Annotated in this window: 11 protein-coding genes; 3 read left to right on the top strand and 8 right to left on the bottom strand. The window is 57.8% G+C overall.

Annotation, left to right across the window (positions count from 1 at the left end):
* Positions 1-4 precede the first annotated feature (4 nt).
* From addA to regB, 7 genes are all read right to left on the bottom strand, one after another.
* Positions 5-3,361 (bottom strand): double-strand break repair helicase AddA, encoded by a 3,357-nt coding sequence (gene addA / locus D1823_RS14650; RefSeq protein WP_117871228.1) that lies wholly within the window; start codon positions 3,359-3,361, stop codon positions 5-7.
* The gene (gene addB, locus D1823_RS14645) at positions 3,358-6,282 is read right to left on the bottom strand and encodes a double-strand break repair protein AddB (RefSeq protein ID WP_117871226.1); all 2,925 of its coding nucleotides are present in this window, start codon (positions 6,280-6,282) and stop codon (positions 3,358-3,360) included. The genes addA and addB overlap by 4 nt, the downstream gene beginning before the upstream one ends.
* Positions 6,275-6,961 carry a nucleotidyltransferase family protein gene (locus D1823_RS14640; RefSeq protein ID WP_117871224.1) on the bottom strand — a complete coding sequence of 229 codons (687 nt, stop codon included), beginning with the start codon at positions 6,959-6,961 and terminating at the stop codon, positions 6,275-6,277. The genes addB and D1823_RS14640 overlap by 8 nt, the downstream gene beginning before the upstream one ends.
* Positions 6,958-7,962 (bottom strand): aminoglycoside phosphotransferase family protein, encoded by a 1,005-nt coding sequence (locus D1823_RS14635; RefSeq protein ID WP_117871222.1) that lies wholly within the window; start codon positions 7,960-7,962, stop codon positions 6,958-6,960. The genes D1823_RS14640 and D1823_RS14635 overlap by 4 nt, the downstream gene beginning before the upstream one ends.
* On the bottom strand, positions 7,959-8,432 hold the full coding sequence (gene tsaE / locus D1823_RS14630; protein ID WP_117871220.1) for a tRNA (adenosine(37)-N6)-threonylcarbamoyltransferase complex ATPase subunit type 1 TsaE: 474 nt from the start codon (positions 8,430-8,432) through the stop codon (positions 7,959-7,961). The genes D1823_RS14635 and tsaE overlap by 4 nt, the downstream gene beginning before the upstream one ends.
* A gap of 41 nt (positions 8,433-8,473) precedes the next feature.
* The gene (locus D1823_RS14625; RefSeq protein ID WP_117871218.1) at positions 8,474-9,982 is read right to left on the bottom strand and encodes a PAS-domain containing protein; all 1,509 of its coding nucleotides are present in this window, start codon (positions 9,980-9,982) and stop codon (positions 8,474-8,476) included.
* A 66-nt stretch (positions 9,983-10,048) separates the two neighbouring features.
* The gene (regB, locus tag D1823_RS14620) at positions 10,049-11,446 is read right to left on the bottom strand and encodes a sensor histidine kinase RegB (protein ID WP_117871216.1); all 1,398 of its coding nucleotides are present in this window, start codon (positions 11,444-11,446) and stop codon (positions 10,049-10,051) included.
* Between the two features lie 90 nt (positions 11,447-11,536).
* Here regB and D1823_RS14615 point away from each other — a divergent pair, with 90 nt between their 5' ends.
* From D1823_RS14615 to D1823_RS14605, 3 genes are all read left to right on the top strand, one after another.
* Entirely contained in the window at positions 11,537-12,166 is a 630-nt protein-coding gene (locus tag D1823_RS14615) for an SCO family protein (protein ID WP_117871214.1), read from the top strand.
* Positions 12,167-12,246: 80 nt separating this feature from the next.
* Positions 12,247-12,801, top strand: a complete 555-nt coding sequence (locus tag D1823_RS14610) for an ActR/PrrA/RegA family redox response regulator transcription factor (protein WP_117871212.1) — start codon at positions 12,247-12,249, stop codon at positions 12,799-12,801.
* Positions 12,802-12,902: 101 nt separating this feature from the next.
* Entirely contained in the window at positions 12,903-13,274 is a 372-nt protein-coding gene (locus D1823_RS14605; RefSeq protein WP_117871210.1) for a VOC family protein, read from the top strand.
* Positions 13,275-13,350: 76 nt separating this feature from the next.
* Here D1823_RS14605 and D1823_RS14600 read toward each other — a convergent pair whose 3' ends face one another.
* The gene (locus D1823_RS14600; protein ID WP_117871207.1) at positions 13,351-14,064 is read right to left on the bottom strand and encodes a GDSL-type esterase/lipase family protein; all 714 of its coding nucleotides are present in this window, start codon (positions 14,062-14,064) and stop codon (positions 13,351-13,353) included.
* Positions 14,065-14,066 lie beyond the last annotated feature (2 nt).

Raw genomic sequence — 14,066 nt, 5'->3', positions numbered from 1 at the left:
AAGGTCAAGATATCTGGGTGCGGGCCAGTGCATCTGTCACAAGATCGTGTGGCAACCACATCAGGCTTGCCGTGCGTGTCCACAAAATGGCGGTTCGAATGCTGCGGTCCGGATAGATCTGAGCCAGCGCATAAGCATATGCCCCCATCTGTCGCAACAGCCCGTCGGGGCATTCGTCCGCGAGGTTCGGAACGATGGTATTTGATTTGAAATCAATCACATGCACTTCGGAATCCGATACGATCAGACGATCGACAACCCCATGCATCCGCTGCCCGTTCAGATCGGAAGTTATGGGCACTTCGGCGAGCGTGTCAGGTGCGAATACGGGCTGTAGGTTTTCCGCTGTCAGTACACATGCAGCTTCGTTCAAAATCTCTTGCCGGTCCGTTTCCTGCATATCGGGTAGCAACCGGGCGCAAAGCTTTGGCCAAACGTCTTTCTCTGCCACGGGAAGGTGTTCCAGCAGAAGGTGGAGGTAGGTTCCACGCAGTTTGGCCGCCACTTCATCCAGGCCGGCATCACCGGGTAATGCCTTTGGGCCGCCCAAGTCCGAGGGGCTGAGCGCGCTTGCAGGCGCAACCGGGTCCGGAGCCGGATGGTGAAACATGTCCGGCAAACCGACTGGCCCAACGTCAGCGTTCGGCTGATCGATCAAAGGCGCCGCCTCCCAATCTCCGTGGGACAGGCGGCGGATATCGGTACCTGGTACCTGCGCGGCCCCGGCCTGATCCATGGCCGCCTCGACCATCTGATACCAGCTGTTGCCGTCTTTCCCCAACTCGCCAGCAGCCGCCACAATCAGCCATTTTTCGGCTCGTGTTAGAGCCACATATAGAAGCCGTAGCCGTTCATTTTCCTCGCGGTTGCGCGCCTCGTCCCGGGCCTGATTGATCAGGCTTGGCGAAACATCTGCCGAAACTTTCCATAGCGGAGTTCCTCCGGCCACCATGATCTCGGAATCACGTGGCGGCTGGCGCCTGCCCGTATCGGGCAAGATGACAATCGGAGCTTCCAGCCCTTTGGATCCGTGCACAGTCATCACGCGGATCATTTTGCCGACACCGCTCATCTGTCTTTTGATTTCCAGATCGTCGGTCTGCATCCAGACCAGAAACCCCGTCAGGCTGGGGATATCCGTTCGCTCATAGGCCAGTGCCTGGGACAACAGCGCATTGATGCCGTCTTCGGCTTCTGCCCCCAAGCGGCCCAGTAATTTGCGCCGTCCGTCGTGGCGGGTCAAAATACGTTCGATCAGATCATAGGGGCGCAGAAAGTCGATCTGGCTGCGCAGATCATTCAGCACGGACAGTGTTTTGGGGAACTCCTCCGCTCGGTTACGCAGTGCGGCCCAAAGGAACTTCTCTTGTCGTCGATGCGCCAGGTCGAAAAGCCGCTGCTCGGACCATCCGAACAAGGGGGACTTGAGAACCGTTGCCAGGGACAGGCTGTCTTCGGGCGTGGCCAGAAAGCTGAGCAATGCCGCAAGATCCTTGACCGCCAGTTCAGCGCCCACTTTCAGCCGATCTGCTCCGGCGATGGGCAGGTGCAGCGCCTTGCAGGCCCGGATGATCTCGGCAAACAGGTCCGAGCGGCGTTGCACAAGGATCAAAAAATCCCCTGGCTGCACTTTTCGACGAACGAATTGGCCGGGTTTGCCATCTTCCGGGATTGTCTCACCCCGTTCGATCATGTTTTTGATCGACTGTGCAACCTTCTCGGCCAGAATGACGGTGTGATGCCGTGCGCCGGGACGATCAACCGGATCGGTCCAATCCCCGTCTTCGGCATCTGCAACTTTTTCGACAACGGGCCAAAGATCAACACGACCTGGCAGATCGGCCTTGAAAGCACGGTGTTGACTGTCCTTGCGAAACCCCGCATCAGAGCGGTTTTCAAACAGGATATCGACCAGAGTCAGGATCGCGCTGGAGGATCGGAACGAGTATTCCAACGTCGAATCCCACAGTTTAGAGCCTGATTCAGCGAGTTTCCGGCCAAACTCTTCCTGCATTCTGTCAAAGGCCTGTGGATCGGCACCCTGAAAGGAATAGATCGATTGTTTCTTGTCGCCGACGACGAAGATCGTGCGCTCAACACCGGATCGGGCCCCTTCCCCGCTGGTGAATTCCTGTGCCAGTTTCTCTATCACGTCCCATTGATCGGGGCTGGTGTCTTGCGCTTCGTCCACAAGAATATGATCGATGCCCCCGTCCAGTCGGTACAGCACCCATTCGGCCACTGCCGGATCGTTCAACACCTGCCGTGCGCGCAGGATCAAGTCGTCGAAATCCAGCCAGCCGCGCAGTTGCTTGCGCCGTTCGTATTCCGGCAGGAATGCAGCGGCAAAGCGTTGCAATACAGCAGTTTTCTGAGACGCGACCAGTGCCAGACGTTGTTCTCGTGCGGCTTCGATCCGCAGCATGAAGGCCTCGAGCTGCGGCATCCGGTCGGCCAGCACACCTTCGCGCAGGGGTTTGGTCGGAAAAGCGTTGAGTTTGGCCGTGAAGGGTTCCTTTGCGCCCTTCCCCGTCAGAAACACGCTTTCCAACATGGGTAGATGTGCCAACCGCACTTCGTTGAACCCAGCCAGCTTCACGGCGGCCTTGGCGTTGTTGCCGCCGCTTTCGGTCAAAGCGGGCAGCATGGATCGGATCAGCTCGACTTCGCCACCAAGAAAAATCCGCTCAAGCAGACTTGTTTCGTCAAACCCGGCGGGCAAACCGAAGCGGTGCAGCAGGTCGGACCACTCCAGTCGCTGTGCAAACAAATTGCGCTTTTGCGTGATTGCAGCAGTCAGTTTGTCAAAACCCGTATCCGTGACAAACCGGGCCACATCTTCAATCAATCCGGCCTGAGGGCCTTCGGCGAAATCCTCGACAATCTCCTCTCGCAACAAGGTTGCTGCGCGGTCTTCCATCTCGGAAAATTGCGGACTGACACCAGCCTCGAGCGGGAATCTTCGCAGCAACGAGGCGCAGAACGAGTGGATGGTCTGGATTTTCAGACCACCTGGCGTCTCGATGGCGCGGGCAAACAGGGTGCGTGCTTGCGCCAGCTTGTCCGAGCTGATTTCACCGGGTACACCGAGGTCGGTCAGCTGTTCCAGCAGAGAGCTGTTATCCAGCATTGCCCACTCACCAAGGCGCTTGAACAACCTGTTCTGCATCTCGCTGGCGGCGGCTTTGGTGTAAGTCAGGCACAGGATGTGCTGAGGCTGGACTCCGTCCAGCAGCAAACGCGCCACCCGGTCCGTCAAAACCCGTGTCTTGCCCGATCCGGCATTGGCCGCCAGCCAGGTCGAGGCATCGGGGCGCGCGGCCTGCACTTGCCGTTCAGTTGCATCGTTGCGCGGGCTCATGTCAGGTCCTCATGGCATGTTTCGGCTGTACGGTCCCATTCGCCGAACCGAGCGAGGTGATCATAATCGCCGATATCTGAATCCTTGTGCAGCATACGACGGGACGAGAACCCCTGAACAGGCTCTAAATAAGCTGAAATCAACTCTTTCAGCTCGGCAAGAACCTTGTCGGTCGGTTCTTTTTCCAAGGGCGCGGTAACCTCCTTGTAACTACCACCCATACCGATGAAGATGGCTTCGGCCACGCCTGTCGGGTCAAGGCCCTCAATCCCGCCCTGCTCGGCCATCGCCGCCTCGATCAGCAACTGCTTGTCAAATTTGGATTGCTGGCTTTCCGTCGGTGGTGCGCCGGTTTTATAGTCGATGATCCGCAACGCGCCCCGGCGGTTGAAATCGATCCTGTCCGCGCGCCCGACAATGGTGAAATCCAGAGGGTTCAGCACCTGCTTCATCGCCGCCTCAAACGCCACCGGCCCGCCATCAGTCCGGCGCGCGAGCTCCGCACCGAGGAAGTCCTCCGCGATCCGTTCCAAACGGGCCAGCCACAGTTTTCTGGCGGTCGGCCAGGCGACATGCTGATCCAACAGGGTGTGCGCCCGTTTCAGGAAGTTTTCCCGCGTCAGCAAAGCGCTGTCGAGGACACTGTCCTTGATGAAGTGCTCAAGGATTTCGTGAATCACAATCCCTCTCAGCAAGGCATCGGGGGCCTGCACAAGCGGATCAAGCGGTTTCAGACGAAGCACATGTTTGGCGTATATCGCGTATGGGTCACGGATCAGCTTTTTTATCTCCGTCACAGACAGACGGCGCGGACGTGCGGCGACCGGTGGACGCGGAGATGGGCGCGGTGCGGGGTCGACAGGCGGCGCATCTTCCAGAGCCTCGGACCAGTTCAGCCATTTTTCGCCCTGAGCGCGCATTTTGGCCAGAGCTTCGGGGCCACCCTGACCCGGCAAACCCTGCAACAGGTTGGTCAGCCGGTTCAGCCAACGTGACGGAACCGTCTCGGCATCATCCGAGCGGGTCGCGCGGGTCAACCACACTTCTGGTGCGCCGATGGCCTGCTGGAAGTCATGCGCAGACAGGCCGATCCGGCGCTCGGGCAGCAACAAACCCGCTTTGTCACGCATCTGCCGGTTCAGCCAGGGATCAGGTGTTGGCGCCTCTGGCCAGCTTCCTTCATTCAACCCACCAAGGATCAGCAGGTCAGCACCCTGCACCCGCGCCTCGAGCGTGCCCCAGATCATGATGTGCGGGTGCGGCGCATCCCGGTCACGAACCTCTTCACCCGCAAGCAAAGCGCCCAGCAGATCGGAAAAATCATGGGCCGTCATCAGGCCGCCATGCTCCGCCTCTGCCCTGAGTGAATTCACTACCTCCAGCGCCTTTTTGCCTGCGTTTTTTTCCCACAGAGTACTTGTTTCACCCGTGCTGCCAGCCGAGATCGCCTCGGCCAGTTCCATCAAACGCTCCACCCAGTCTGCGAGGTGCAGTTCATTGGTGATCTGCTGGTCGCAGAAGTGATACACGACCCATTTGACCCAGCTTTCCGGGGCTTCTTTACGCACTGCAAAAGCAGTGAGGCTTGCGCTGTCAGGAAAGGGCGGGCCGTGGCGGCGCAGGTCAAGCTCCAGATCACGCGTAAGCAGCAAATGGTTTCCGCGTTCACCGCTGTCATGACAAAGCGGGTGCTTCAAAAGGGTCAGCAGCGTCTCACCCTCCAGACGGCGCGTGAACAGGTTGGCCACATGACGAAGAAAACGACCCGGCGGGGAAAGTTGCAGCGGCAGGCCCGCACTGTCGTCCGGCACTATGTTCCACCGATCCAGCGCGGCGCTGACCTGGCGGGTCAACATGCGATCCGGCGTGATCAGAGCAGCGGTCTGTCCTTTTTCCGCAGCTAGCCGCAGTCGCAGGGCGATGGCCAATGCCTCGGCGCGGGGTGATTGCGCCTCGACCAGCGTCAGGTCTTTGGACGCGCCTTCCAAATCGGCCAGTTTGGGGCCTTCGATCATCCAGGCGTCGGTGATGGGTGCCGGACGTAAAGCCAGGGATACCAGTCGGTTACGAGCGGGTGAGGGGGCCGAAAAATCCGTCCATGGGGTGATCTGACCCGGTGCAAGTTCCAGCGCGCGCATCAACTTGCGGAAACGGTATTGTGGGTGATCTTCAGACGTCAACGCATCATCCAAACCCTGCCAAACGTGATCCGGTTGATCGAAATCAAACCCAGGCAGCACCAGTGCCCCTTGTGGCAGGCGCGCGATGGCTTCCATCAACGTCAGGGTGGTGCCACGGGACCCGGTAGAGCCCGCCAGAATGACTGGGTGTTGCGGGGGGGCAATCTGCCATCGTGCGATCAGGCTTTCGACCACGCGGCGTTGGCGGGCCTGTGCATCCATCGTCTGCTCCTCGGTGTCGATGAAATGATCCGCGATGCCGATAAAAGCCTGTGCCCGCGCCCAGTGACCGGACATGTCGCTGACATCCAGCTGCCGGATCGCCTCGGGCGACACGCCCTCGCCCTGCATTTCGTCAATCAGTGCGGCCAGACTGTCGGACAGGTCGAAGACCGAGGATCGGGCGGCCAGATCCGGCTGTTGTTCCAGCAGCTTGGATACCAGCTGAGTCAATTCAAGACGCCGCCGCAGGGGTGGGATGGCTGGTGGAATTTGCGCCAGATCAACGCTTTCGCCCAGGTCCGTCACCAACGAGAGACGGGGCAGAAGGCACGGCGGCCCCTGATTGAACAGTTCGCGGACGCGCCGCTCCATGCGTCTTGTATTCAGAACCAACTCTACCCGCGCCAAAGCTTCGGGCGGGCCAGAACAGCGTTGCCGCAGGCCATCGACCAATGCCTTTGGGAAATCCGTACCGGGGGGCACGGCAAAAACTCGGGGCAGGGTACCAGACTCAAACATCAGCCAGCAAACCCTCGGCCAGAGCGATGCCTTCGGGGCGGCCTACATCACACCAGCGTCCGGGGTATTCGACCGCAAAAAGTCGACCCCGATCATGCATCTGGTTCCAAAGCAGGTTGAGCGAAAATGTAGTTTGCGAGAACGAATGCAATCCATCGGTCTTGAGGATCTGTGCCCCACCATAAACCAAACCGGGACCACGCGTGATCCGTCCGCCTTTTTCGGCCGTGAAATCACCTGATCCAATATGACCAACAGTTCGCCCAACAGGAACGCACATCAGTAGCGCGTCCATACGGCTCGGGTCCCAAGCTTTCTGCAAAAGGGTCAAAGGGTTTGGCCCGGACCAGATCGCGTCGGTGTTCAACGTGAATACGGGGTCGGTGCCCAACATTGGCAAAGCTGCCCGCAATCCGCCGCCTGTTTCCAAGATTTCAGAGTCTTCCCGAGACAGCAGAACACCCTTGGGACGGAGATGCGCTGCGAGCTGATCAGCGTGATAATGCAGGTTGGCGACAGTACGGACAGGGTCAAGATCTTCGACAAGGCCAAGCGCATGATCAATCAGTGGTCGGCCCGACACTTCGATCAATGGCTTGGGTCGGTCTTTGGTCAACGCGCCCATGCGGGTGCCGAACCCGGCTGCGAACAGCATTACGGCAAATGGCGATCCGGTCATTGCGTTCTCAACCTGGCCAGGTTTTCCGGAGTGGGTCTGGGCAAAGCTTCGTGCAGCAGGGGCGCCACCGAAACAAGGGCAGGGTGATCCAGATCGCGCATCAGATGTGCCCAGACGGCCGGGATCATGTCCACGTAGTGAGGCTTGCCATATTCCGTCGCCAGACGTGCGAAGACGCCAAGGATACGCAGGTTTCTCTGGGCCCCCAATACACTGTAGGCCGTGCGGAAATCATGGTCGTCCATACCTGACGCAGAGATGTAGTGGTTGATCATCTGCATTTCGATCCCGGCCGAGACATCTCGGCGTACATCCTGTAGCAGAGACACCAGATCGTAGGCCGGGTGCCCCAGCATGGCCAACTGAAAGTCCAGCAGCCCGACGCGTTTCACACCTTCGCGCTGCGGCAGCCACAACAGGTTTTCCGCGTGATAATCCCTGAGAATGACCACCTTCGCACCGGATGTTTCACGATGCAGGATGTCCGCGAACCTGTGCTCGAACCGGTCCAGGGCGTCTTCGTCAAATGTTCCCAGGATACCGGCCGCATATTTTGTGAAGGCCAATGAAGCCAGTTCCGTCATGAGGGACGGATCATAAGACGGCAAGGAAAGAGAAGGCGCCTGATGCAGGTGGAGCAACACGTCGGTGGCGGCCCGGTACAATTTGCGCTCCTTGCCCGGGTCTTTTTTCAGGACACGCGCAAAAAGATCATCACCCAGATCTTCCAGCAACAGAAAACCGTACCGGGTATCTTCTGCGTAGACTTCCGGCGCGCTCAAACCAACCGATCGGAGGTATTCGGCAACCCGCACGAAGGGTTCAACATCGTCACTTTTTTCGGGTGGCGCGTCCATCAAAACCGCAGTGCGCCCGCCGGGCGGATCGATCAGCCGTTCGTATCTCCGGTTCGAGGCATCGCCTGCCAGCGGCGTACGTTTTGCCCCGGCCCAGGGGGTTTGTGCAATCAGGGCTTCGGCCAGGACCGTCCTGTTCGTCATGCAGTTCTCTCCAGTTTTTCCGCCCATTTCGGAGCAGTCCAAGACAGGGTCACACGGCGGAATTCGGTATTGTTAGGGTCTGTTTCAAACGTCAGCTTCAACGCAGTCTCGGGTGCCAAAGCTCCCAGCTTGTCCGGCCATTCCACAAGGCAAATTGCTGTATCAAAAGCTTCCGTCAGGCCCAGTTCGTCAACTTCTTCCGCCGCGCTCAGACGATACAGGTCGCAATGCCATATTTCACCTGATGGCGTGTCGTAAGCCTGGACCAAAGTGAAAGTTGGCGAGGGCACATCTTCGGGCTCAGCCATCAATGACTGAATGAGGTTGCGCGCGAAATGTGTTTTGCCGCTGCCGATCGAGCCTTCCAGCAGAACGACATCGCCCGGGCACAGTGACATTCCCATTCGCGCTGCGAAAACGGCGGTTTCTTCGGGCGATTTGAAAGTCAGAGATCGGGCGGTCTGTGTCATGCCGCCACAATGGCCTTGCGCCTGACCGGCTGCAACCCGGTTCAGGCGCTGATCTGTTCCATCTCGGTGGATTTCGAGGGAAACTCGGATCGGGTAAACCGGACGATTGTCGCGCCGTTATAAACCGGTGTGACGGTACAATCCACGATTATGCCGGACCTCATCTGGATTTCGGCTGTCCATTCGGCGCGGTTTTCCCGCATTTCGACAAAATCCCGGACCTCACCCAAAACCGGCGTCGCGACACAGAGGTCTTGCCAGCGTCGCGTGACATCGGTGACCGTTTCGCTTTGGAAGCCGATCTCTTGCGCGTCTCCCCACAGCTTCTGATACGCATAGTTGGTAAAGGCCAGCGTGCCGTCATCTGCAAAGACAGCAATTGCGTCCGCCAGTTTGTCCAGAATGGACTGCATCAGATCCATTTCCGATCGAAAACGCCGCGTCAGTGTGATTTCCGCGGTGATATCCTCGAACAGAAAGGCCACTGCACCATCCGGGTGAGGGCGCCCGCTGACGGAATAGACCGACCCGGATGGCAGCGACCACGTCTCGTGATAGTTTCCATCTTCTGCTGCTTCGAGAAGGTCGTTCATCTGACGGCGCCAGCTGCGGTAGTTTTTGGGCTCCGGCATCATGTGTTGATCCCGCAAACGGTCGAAAAAACTGCTGAGGCTGGGGCGGCAACTGAGGAAATCAGGCGGCAATGTGGTCAGGTCGATCAGGGCCGGGTTGAACAGGGCCAGTTGCCGATTGCGGTCAAAAATGGCGAGACCAATGGACAATTGGGCAAAGGTCTTGGTCATGGTCTGCACGAATTTGCGCTGGGCGGTTTCCGCCTCGACAATCGCGTTGACGTCAACAGCGTAACACAGATGACTGTTCTCGTGTTCGATCCGAGTCAAATCGAACCAAAGCTTGCGATCAGTGTCCGCCACATCCACCGACACGCGCTTTTTTCCGGTAGGTCTTGCCGCATCCTCCGGGCTTGCAAAAAGCGGCGCAGTCAGATCAGCGTCCTGATCACGTGCCTTTTGAACAAGTGTGACATAGGCGGCATTGCACCACTGCACCCGATTGTCGTTGCCGACCAACCATACCGGATAAGGGGCCAGATCCATTGCCAGACGGGTCGGTTCACTTGGGGTGGCCGATCCTGCTGAGGGGGCCTTTGCGCTTTCGCAAAGTCGAACGCGGACGACACCTTCAATCCACTCACACACGACTTCTCGTTCGATCGTGCAGTCAATGGCAGATACCACAAGATTGCCCCGATCGCGCACTTTGTCAGGAGTTTCGGGGAAAGTGGGGAAATCCCTTTGCAACAGGCGCCGCAAGTCCTGCCAGTTTCCAACATGTTCTAACCCGGCCAGCGCGAAATCAGAATGGCTGATCAGTTGGTCACCATCAAAAAGAAATACGGCGTCAAACAGAGATGTATTTGAAAATAAACCAAAAGATTTGTCGCGCTGTGCCCGGCGCGGCAGCAGCCACAGAACGGCGAAACAGCACGAAACAAGACTGATTGTGGCCAGAATGATCCAATCGGCCATCAAATCCCCCAAGCCTGAACAAAACCCGGGCTGACTATGCGCGCTATTGGTTAACGGTCTCTTAACTCACACCTGAAAGCGCGTGTTGGAACCGGAAGGGACGGGCGTGTCGCCTTTTTGGGCGTCAATCAATTTGCGAGGCCAAGTCACCTTGACGATGGCCCCACGCCGATCCGGGTTGTCAGTCAGATGCTGGTAAGGGTCAGAACCATTTGCGAATTCCAGCTCGGCGCCGCTGCGTTCCAGCAGGGTTTTGGCGATGAACAATCCCAGGCCCATGCCTTCGTATTCCGGGCGTGTTCTCTGATCGGATTCCACCCGTCGGCGGCGCATAAAGGGATCGCCAATGCGTCCGATCATGTGGGGCGGGTATCCCCGCCCGTCATCCATGATGCTGACGGTGATCCGGCCGTCGGTCCATTCGGCCTCGACCCAGACATTTGCGCGGGCAAAATCCACGGCATTCTGAATCAGGTTGCGCAATCCGTGAATGATCTCGGGTTTTCGCAGGATCGAGGGCTGCTGCACATCCCCGTCCTGCGCCGGGCCTTCGGAAAAATGAACCGCCTTGCCTCGGCCGACATGTGGTTCGGCAGCTTCGTTCACCACTGTCGAAAGCGGTGCCTGCCGCAGGTGCAGATCATCTTTGCCCGCCCGCCCCATGTCGCGCAGAATGTCACGGCAACGGTCTGCCTGCTCGCGAATCAAAGCGGCATCTTCTTTCAGGTCCGGGCGATCGTCCAGTTCTTCGATCAATTCTGCGCTGGTCAGTTTTATCGTCGCCAAAGGTGTGCCCAGCTCATGCGCGGCAGCGGCAACGACGCCCCCCAGATCGGTCAGTTTTTGTTCGCGTGCCAGCGCCATATGCGTGGCGGCTAGTGCTTCTGACATGGATTGGACTTCGGAACTGACCCGGTGGGAATAGGCGCCGATGAAGACAATGGCGATGATGATTGCGGCCCAGTTTCCAAACAGAAGGATATCCGGGATATCCAGAACAAGCCCGAGGCTTGTCCGTAACGGAAGGTGAAATTCTGCCAGTACAGTAGTCAGAACGATTGCCACGGCACCGACGATTAGGGTCGATCGCGTGCTCATGACATTGGCTGAAATCGTGACCGGACCCAGCAGAAGCAATGCAAACGGATTGTTCAGCCCGCCTGTCAAATACAGCAGGATTGACAGTTGCAGCAGGTCGAACAGAACCATCAGGAAGTTTTCAAACTCGGTCAGGCGCTTGTTTTGCGGAAACAGCAAAATGGCAGTCAGGTTGCCCATGACCGAAATTCCGATGGCCAGGTAGCACAGGCCCAGTTCCAGCTGCACGTCATAGTATCGCTGCGCCACCGTGATTGCAGTGAGCTGACCGATGATGGCCACCCATCGCAAAAGGATCAGGGTCCGAAGCCGAATCCAGCTGCTGCGTCCCTGGCCGCGCCAAAAAGTCTGATTGGATTCTGCCATCGGTCGCTTATGTCCTGTTGCATCGGCTGGTCATCTTGATAGGTGTCCCGGCCGGAACGATCAACAACCCCTTGCGACCGGATAATCGAAATGACCCGCCTACTGTACGCAATTCTCGCAACCCTTGCTCTGGCTAGCGGACTTGGGGCCATGTGGCTTCTGACGTCGGGCGGCGGGTCCGATGACAAGTTCGCACAATGCCGGTCCAGCCAGATCGCCGGGGGTTCCGCCGCAATTGGCGGGCCATTTGAACTGGTGAATGGCAAGGGCGAGACGGTCACGGACAAAGATGTGATTACCGAACCGACACTGGTCTATTTCGGATATACTTTCTGCCCGGACGTTTGCCCGTTTGATATGTCCCGCAACGCCGAGGCCGTCGATATTCTTGCCGAGCGCGGACTGTCGGTGACACCGTTGTTCATCTCAATTGACCCGGATCGCGATACGCCCGAAGTGATGGCCGACTATGCCTTCAACCTCGGTGGAAAGACGATCGCGCTGACCGGCTCGCCCGAACAGGTCAAGGCAGCCAGCAAGGCCTACAAGACCTATTACAAGGCGCATGACAAAGGCGACGAATTCTATCTGGTTGACCATTCCACCTTTACCTATCTGGTTACACCCGAAGACGGATTTCTGGAGTTTTTCAAGCGCGAGGACACGGCCGAACAGATGGCGGACAGGGTTGAATGCTTTCTGGATCAGGGCGCGTCGTAACAAGGTTGTTTGACCTTTGTTCCCGCGCTGCTATTACTCATGTTCGAGCCAAAAGCATGAAATAGCGAAAGACCCAACATATGGCAGATACTTCTCAGCTTGACATCGGCCCTGATAAATCCCTGCTTTTGGTTGATGATGACGAGCCGTTTCTGAGACGTTTGGCCAAGGCCATGGAAAAGCGCGGCTTCGAAGTTGAAACCGCGGGATCCGTCGCCGCTGGCCGCGCAATTTCCACCGCCCGTCCTCCGGCTTATGCTGTTGTTGATTTGAGACTTGAGGATGGCAACGGTTTGGACGTAGTCGAAGTACTGCGGGAAAAACGTCCCGACAGCCGTGTTGTAGTTCTGACCGGATATGGCGCCATCGCCACTGCCGTGGCGGCGGTCAAGATCGGCGCGACCGACTATCTGTCAAAGCCTGCGGACGCGACCGATATCACGAACGCGCTGCTTGCGAAGGGCGACGAACTGCCCCCGCCGCCTGAAAACCCCATGAGCGCGGACCGTGTGCGCTGGGAACATATCCAGCGCGTTTATGAGCTGTGTGACCGGAATGTCTCCGAAACCGCGCGGCGGTTGAATATGCATCGGCGAACGTTGCAGCGGATACTGGCGAAACGCAGCCCTCGTTAAGTCGGCGGGGTGCTCGATGACGGTTTAGTGACTTGTAACCTTGGGTCCCTTCGGGGATTGTTCGGCATATCTGGAAAATTTTGTCAGAACAGGACCACTCGATGATCGGATATGTAACCGTTGGCGTTTCGGACATGGAGCGCGCTAAGGACTTCTATACCAGCCTATTCGCGGACAAGGGTGCGAAAGTGGTTATAGACGCAGGCCGGATCGCGTTCATTGGCAACAAACCCGACGCGCCGATGCTTGCGGTGTGCGAGCCCTACGACGGTGATGCCTGCGCCGTTGGAAATGGCAACATGGTCGCCTTTGCAGCCGACTCCAAGGATGAGGCCAAGGAACTTTACAACAAGGCAATCAGTCTGGGTGCGGTGGACGAAGGCGAACCCGGTCAACGTGTCCCCGACAGATTCTATGGCGCATATGTGCGCGACCCGGACGGCAATAAGCTATGCTTTTACGTCTTTGGCTGAAACAGGGAGATCACAAACCCTATCCAAGCTTCAGACAGTTCGCCGGGTAGTGCAACAGTGTCTCCTTGCAGGAGTATTAAGGTGAGCACGAGACTTCTGTGCAGAGCTGCTGCGCCAGTTGACGATATCCGATTGAGTTAGGATGCAGCCCGTCTGACGTCCAGTTGACAATGTTCTCGTCGTACCCGTCCGGCGGGGTCAGAAATGTGCAGTTTGCCATTTCCTGACAGGCTTGTAGTGCAGCCGTGTTGAAGGCAGTTCGAAACGCCTCCATTTCCGCGGTCCAGCTTGCATCAGTGACAGGCAACACAGCACGCCAGATCAACCTTTCGGCGGGCATGAACATGGTCTTCAACTGTGCGACATACCCTGCAATCTCCTCCGGAGGTGTGGCCGCCAGAGCGTCATTGACCCCGATTCCCAGATACCATGTCGGAACATGAGCGATCAGTTCCGGTTTTGCCCGTGCGATCAGGCCCGGGGTGGTGTCGCGGCTGATCCCAAGGTTCAGCGAGTTGGGTAGGATGTTACTGGTCAACCACCCTTCGATGATGGAATCACCGATGAAAGCGATTTGAATATCCGGTGAGGCCAATGCCTGAGATATCGGCCGCTCGTGCAGCCAGACCATGAGTTTGTAGTGATCGGTTTCCGTGACCGGGACATGCGCGCCGGTGAATTTGCGGACGGTCTTCGAAAGATACCCGGTTTTGACCAACACCGCCGCAAGTACAAGAGTCAGAACGAGGTTGGCGACAAGCAAAATTCGGTTCCCGGTCCTTTTTTTCATCC

The sequence above is a fragment of the Ruegeria sp. AD91A genome (assembly GCF_003443535.1).
Taxonomy (GTDB): Bacteria; Pseudomonadota; Alphaproteobacteria; order Rhodobacterales; family Rhodobacteraceae; genus Ruegeria.
Note: the sequence above shows the minus strand (reverse complement) of the source record. Positions and strands in the feature narration are given on the sequence as shown.

Coding starts and splice junctions, on each gene's coding strand:
- D1823_RS14610 (WP_117871212.1), top strand. CDS start 12,247: ATGGCAGATACTTCTCAGCTTGACATCGGCCCTGATAAATCCCTGCTT.
- D1823_RS14625 (WP_117871218.1), bottom strand. CDS start 9,982: ATGGCCGATTGGATCATTCTGGCCACAATCAGTCTTGTTTCGTGCTGT.
- addB (WP_117871226.1), bottom strand. CDS start 6,282: ATGTTTGAGTCTGGTACCCTGCCCCGAGTTTTTGCCGTGCCCCCCGGT.
- addA (WP_117871228.1), bottom strand. CDS start 3,361: ATGAGCCCGCGCAACGATGCAACTGAACGGCAAGTGCAGGCCGCGCGC.
- D1823_RS14605 (WP_117871210.1), top strand. CDS start 12,903: ATGATCGGATATGTAACCGTTGGCGTTTCGGACATGGAGCGCGCTAAG.
- tsaE (WP_117871220.1), bottom strand. CDS start 8,432: ATGACACAGACCGCCCGATCTCTGACTTTCAAATCGCCCGAAGAAACC.
- D1823_RS14600 (WP_117871207.1), bottom strand. CDS start 14,064: ATGAAAAAAAGGACCGGGAACCGAATTTTGCTTGTCGCCAACCTCGTT.
- D1823_RS14640 (WP_117871224.1), bottom strand. CDS start 6,961: ATGACCGGATCGCCATTTGCCGTAATGCTGTTCGCAGCCGGGTTCGGC.
- D1823_RS14635 (WP_117871222.1), bottom strand. CDS start 7,962: ATGACGAACAGGACGGTCCTGGCCGAAGCCCTGATTGCACAAACCCCC.
- regB (WP_117871216.1), bottom strand. CDS start 11,446: ATGGCAGAATCCAATCAGACTTTTTGGCGCGGCCAGGGACGCAGCAGC.
- D1823_RS14615 (WP_117871214.1), top strand. CDS start 11,537: ATGACCCGCCTACTGTACGCAATTCTCGCAACCCTTGCTCTGGCTAGC.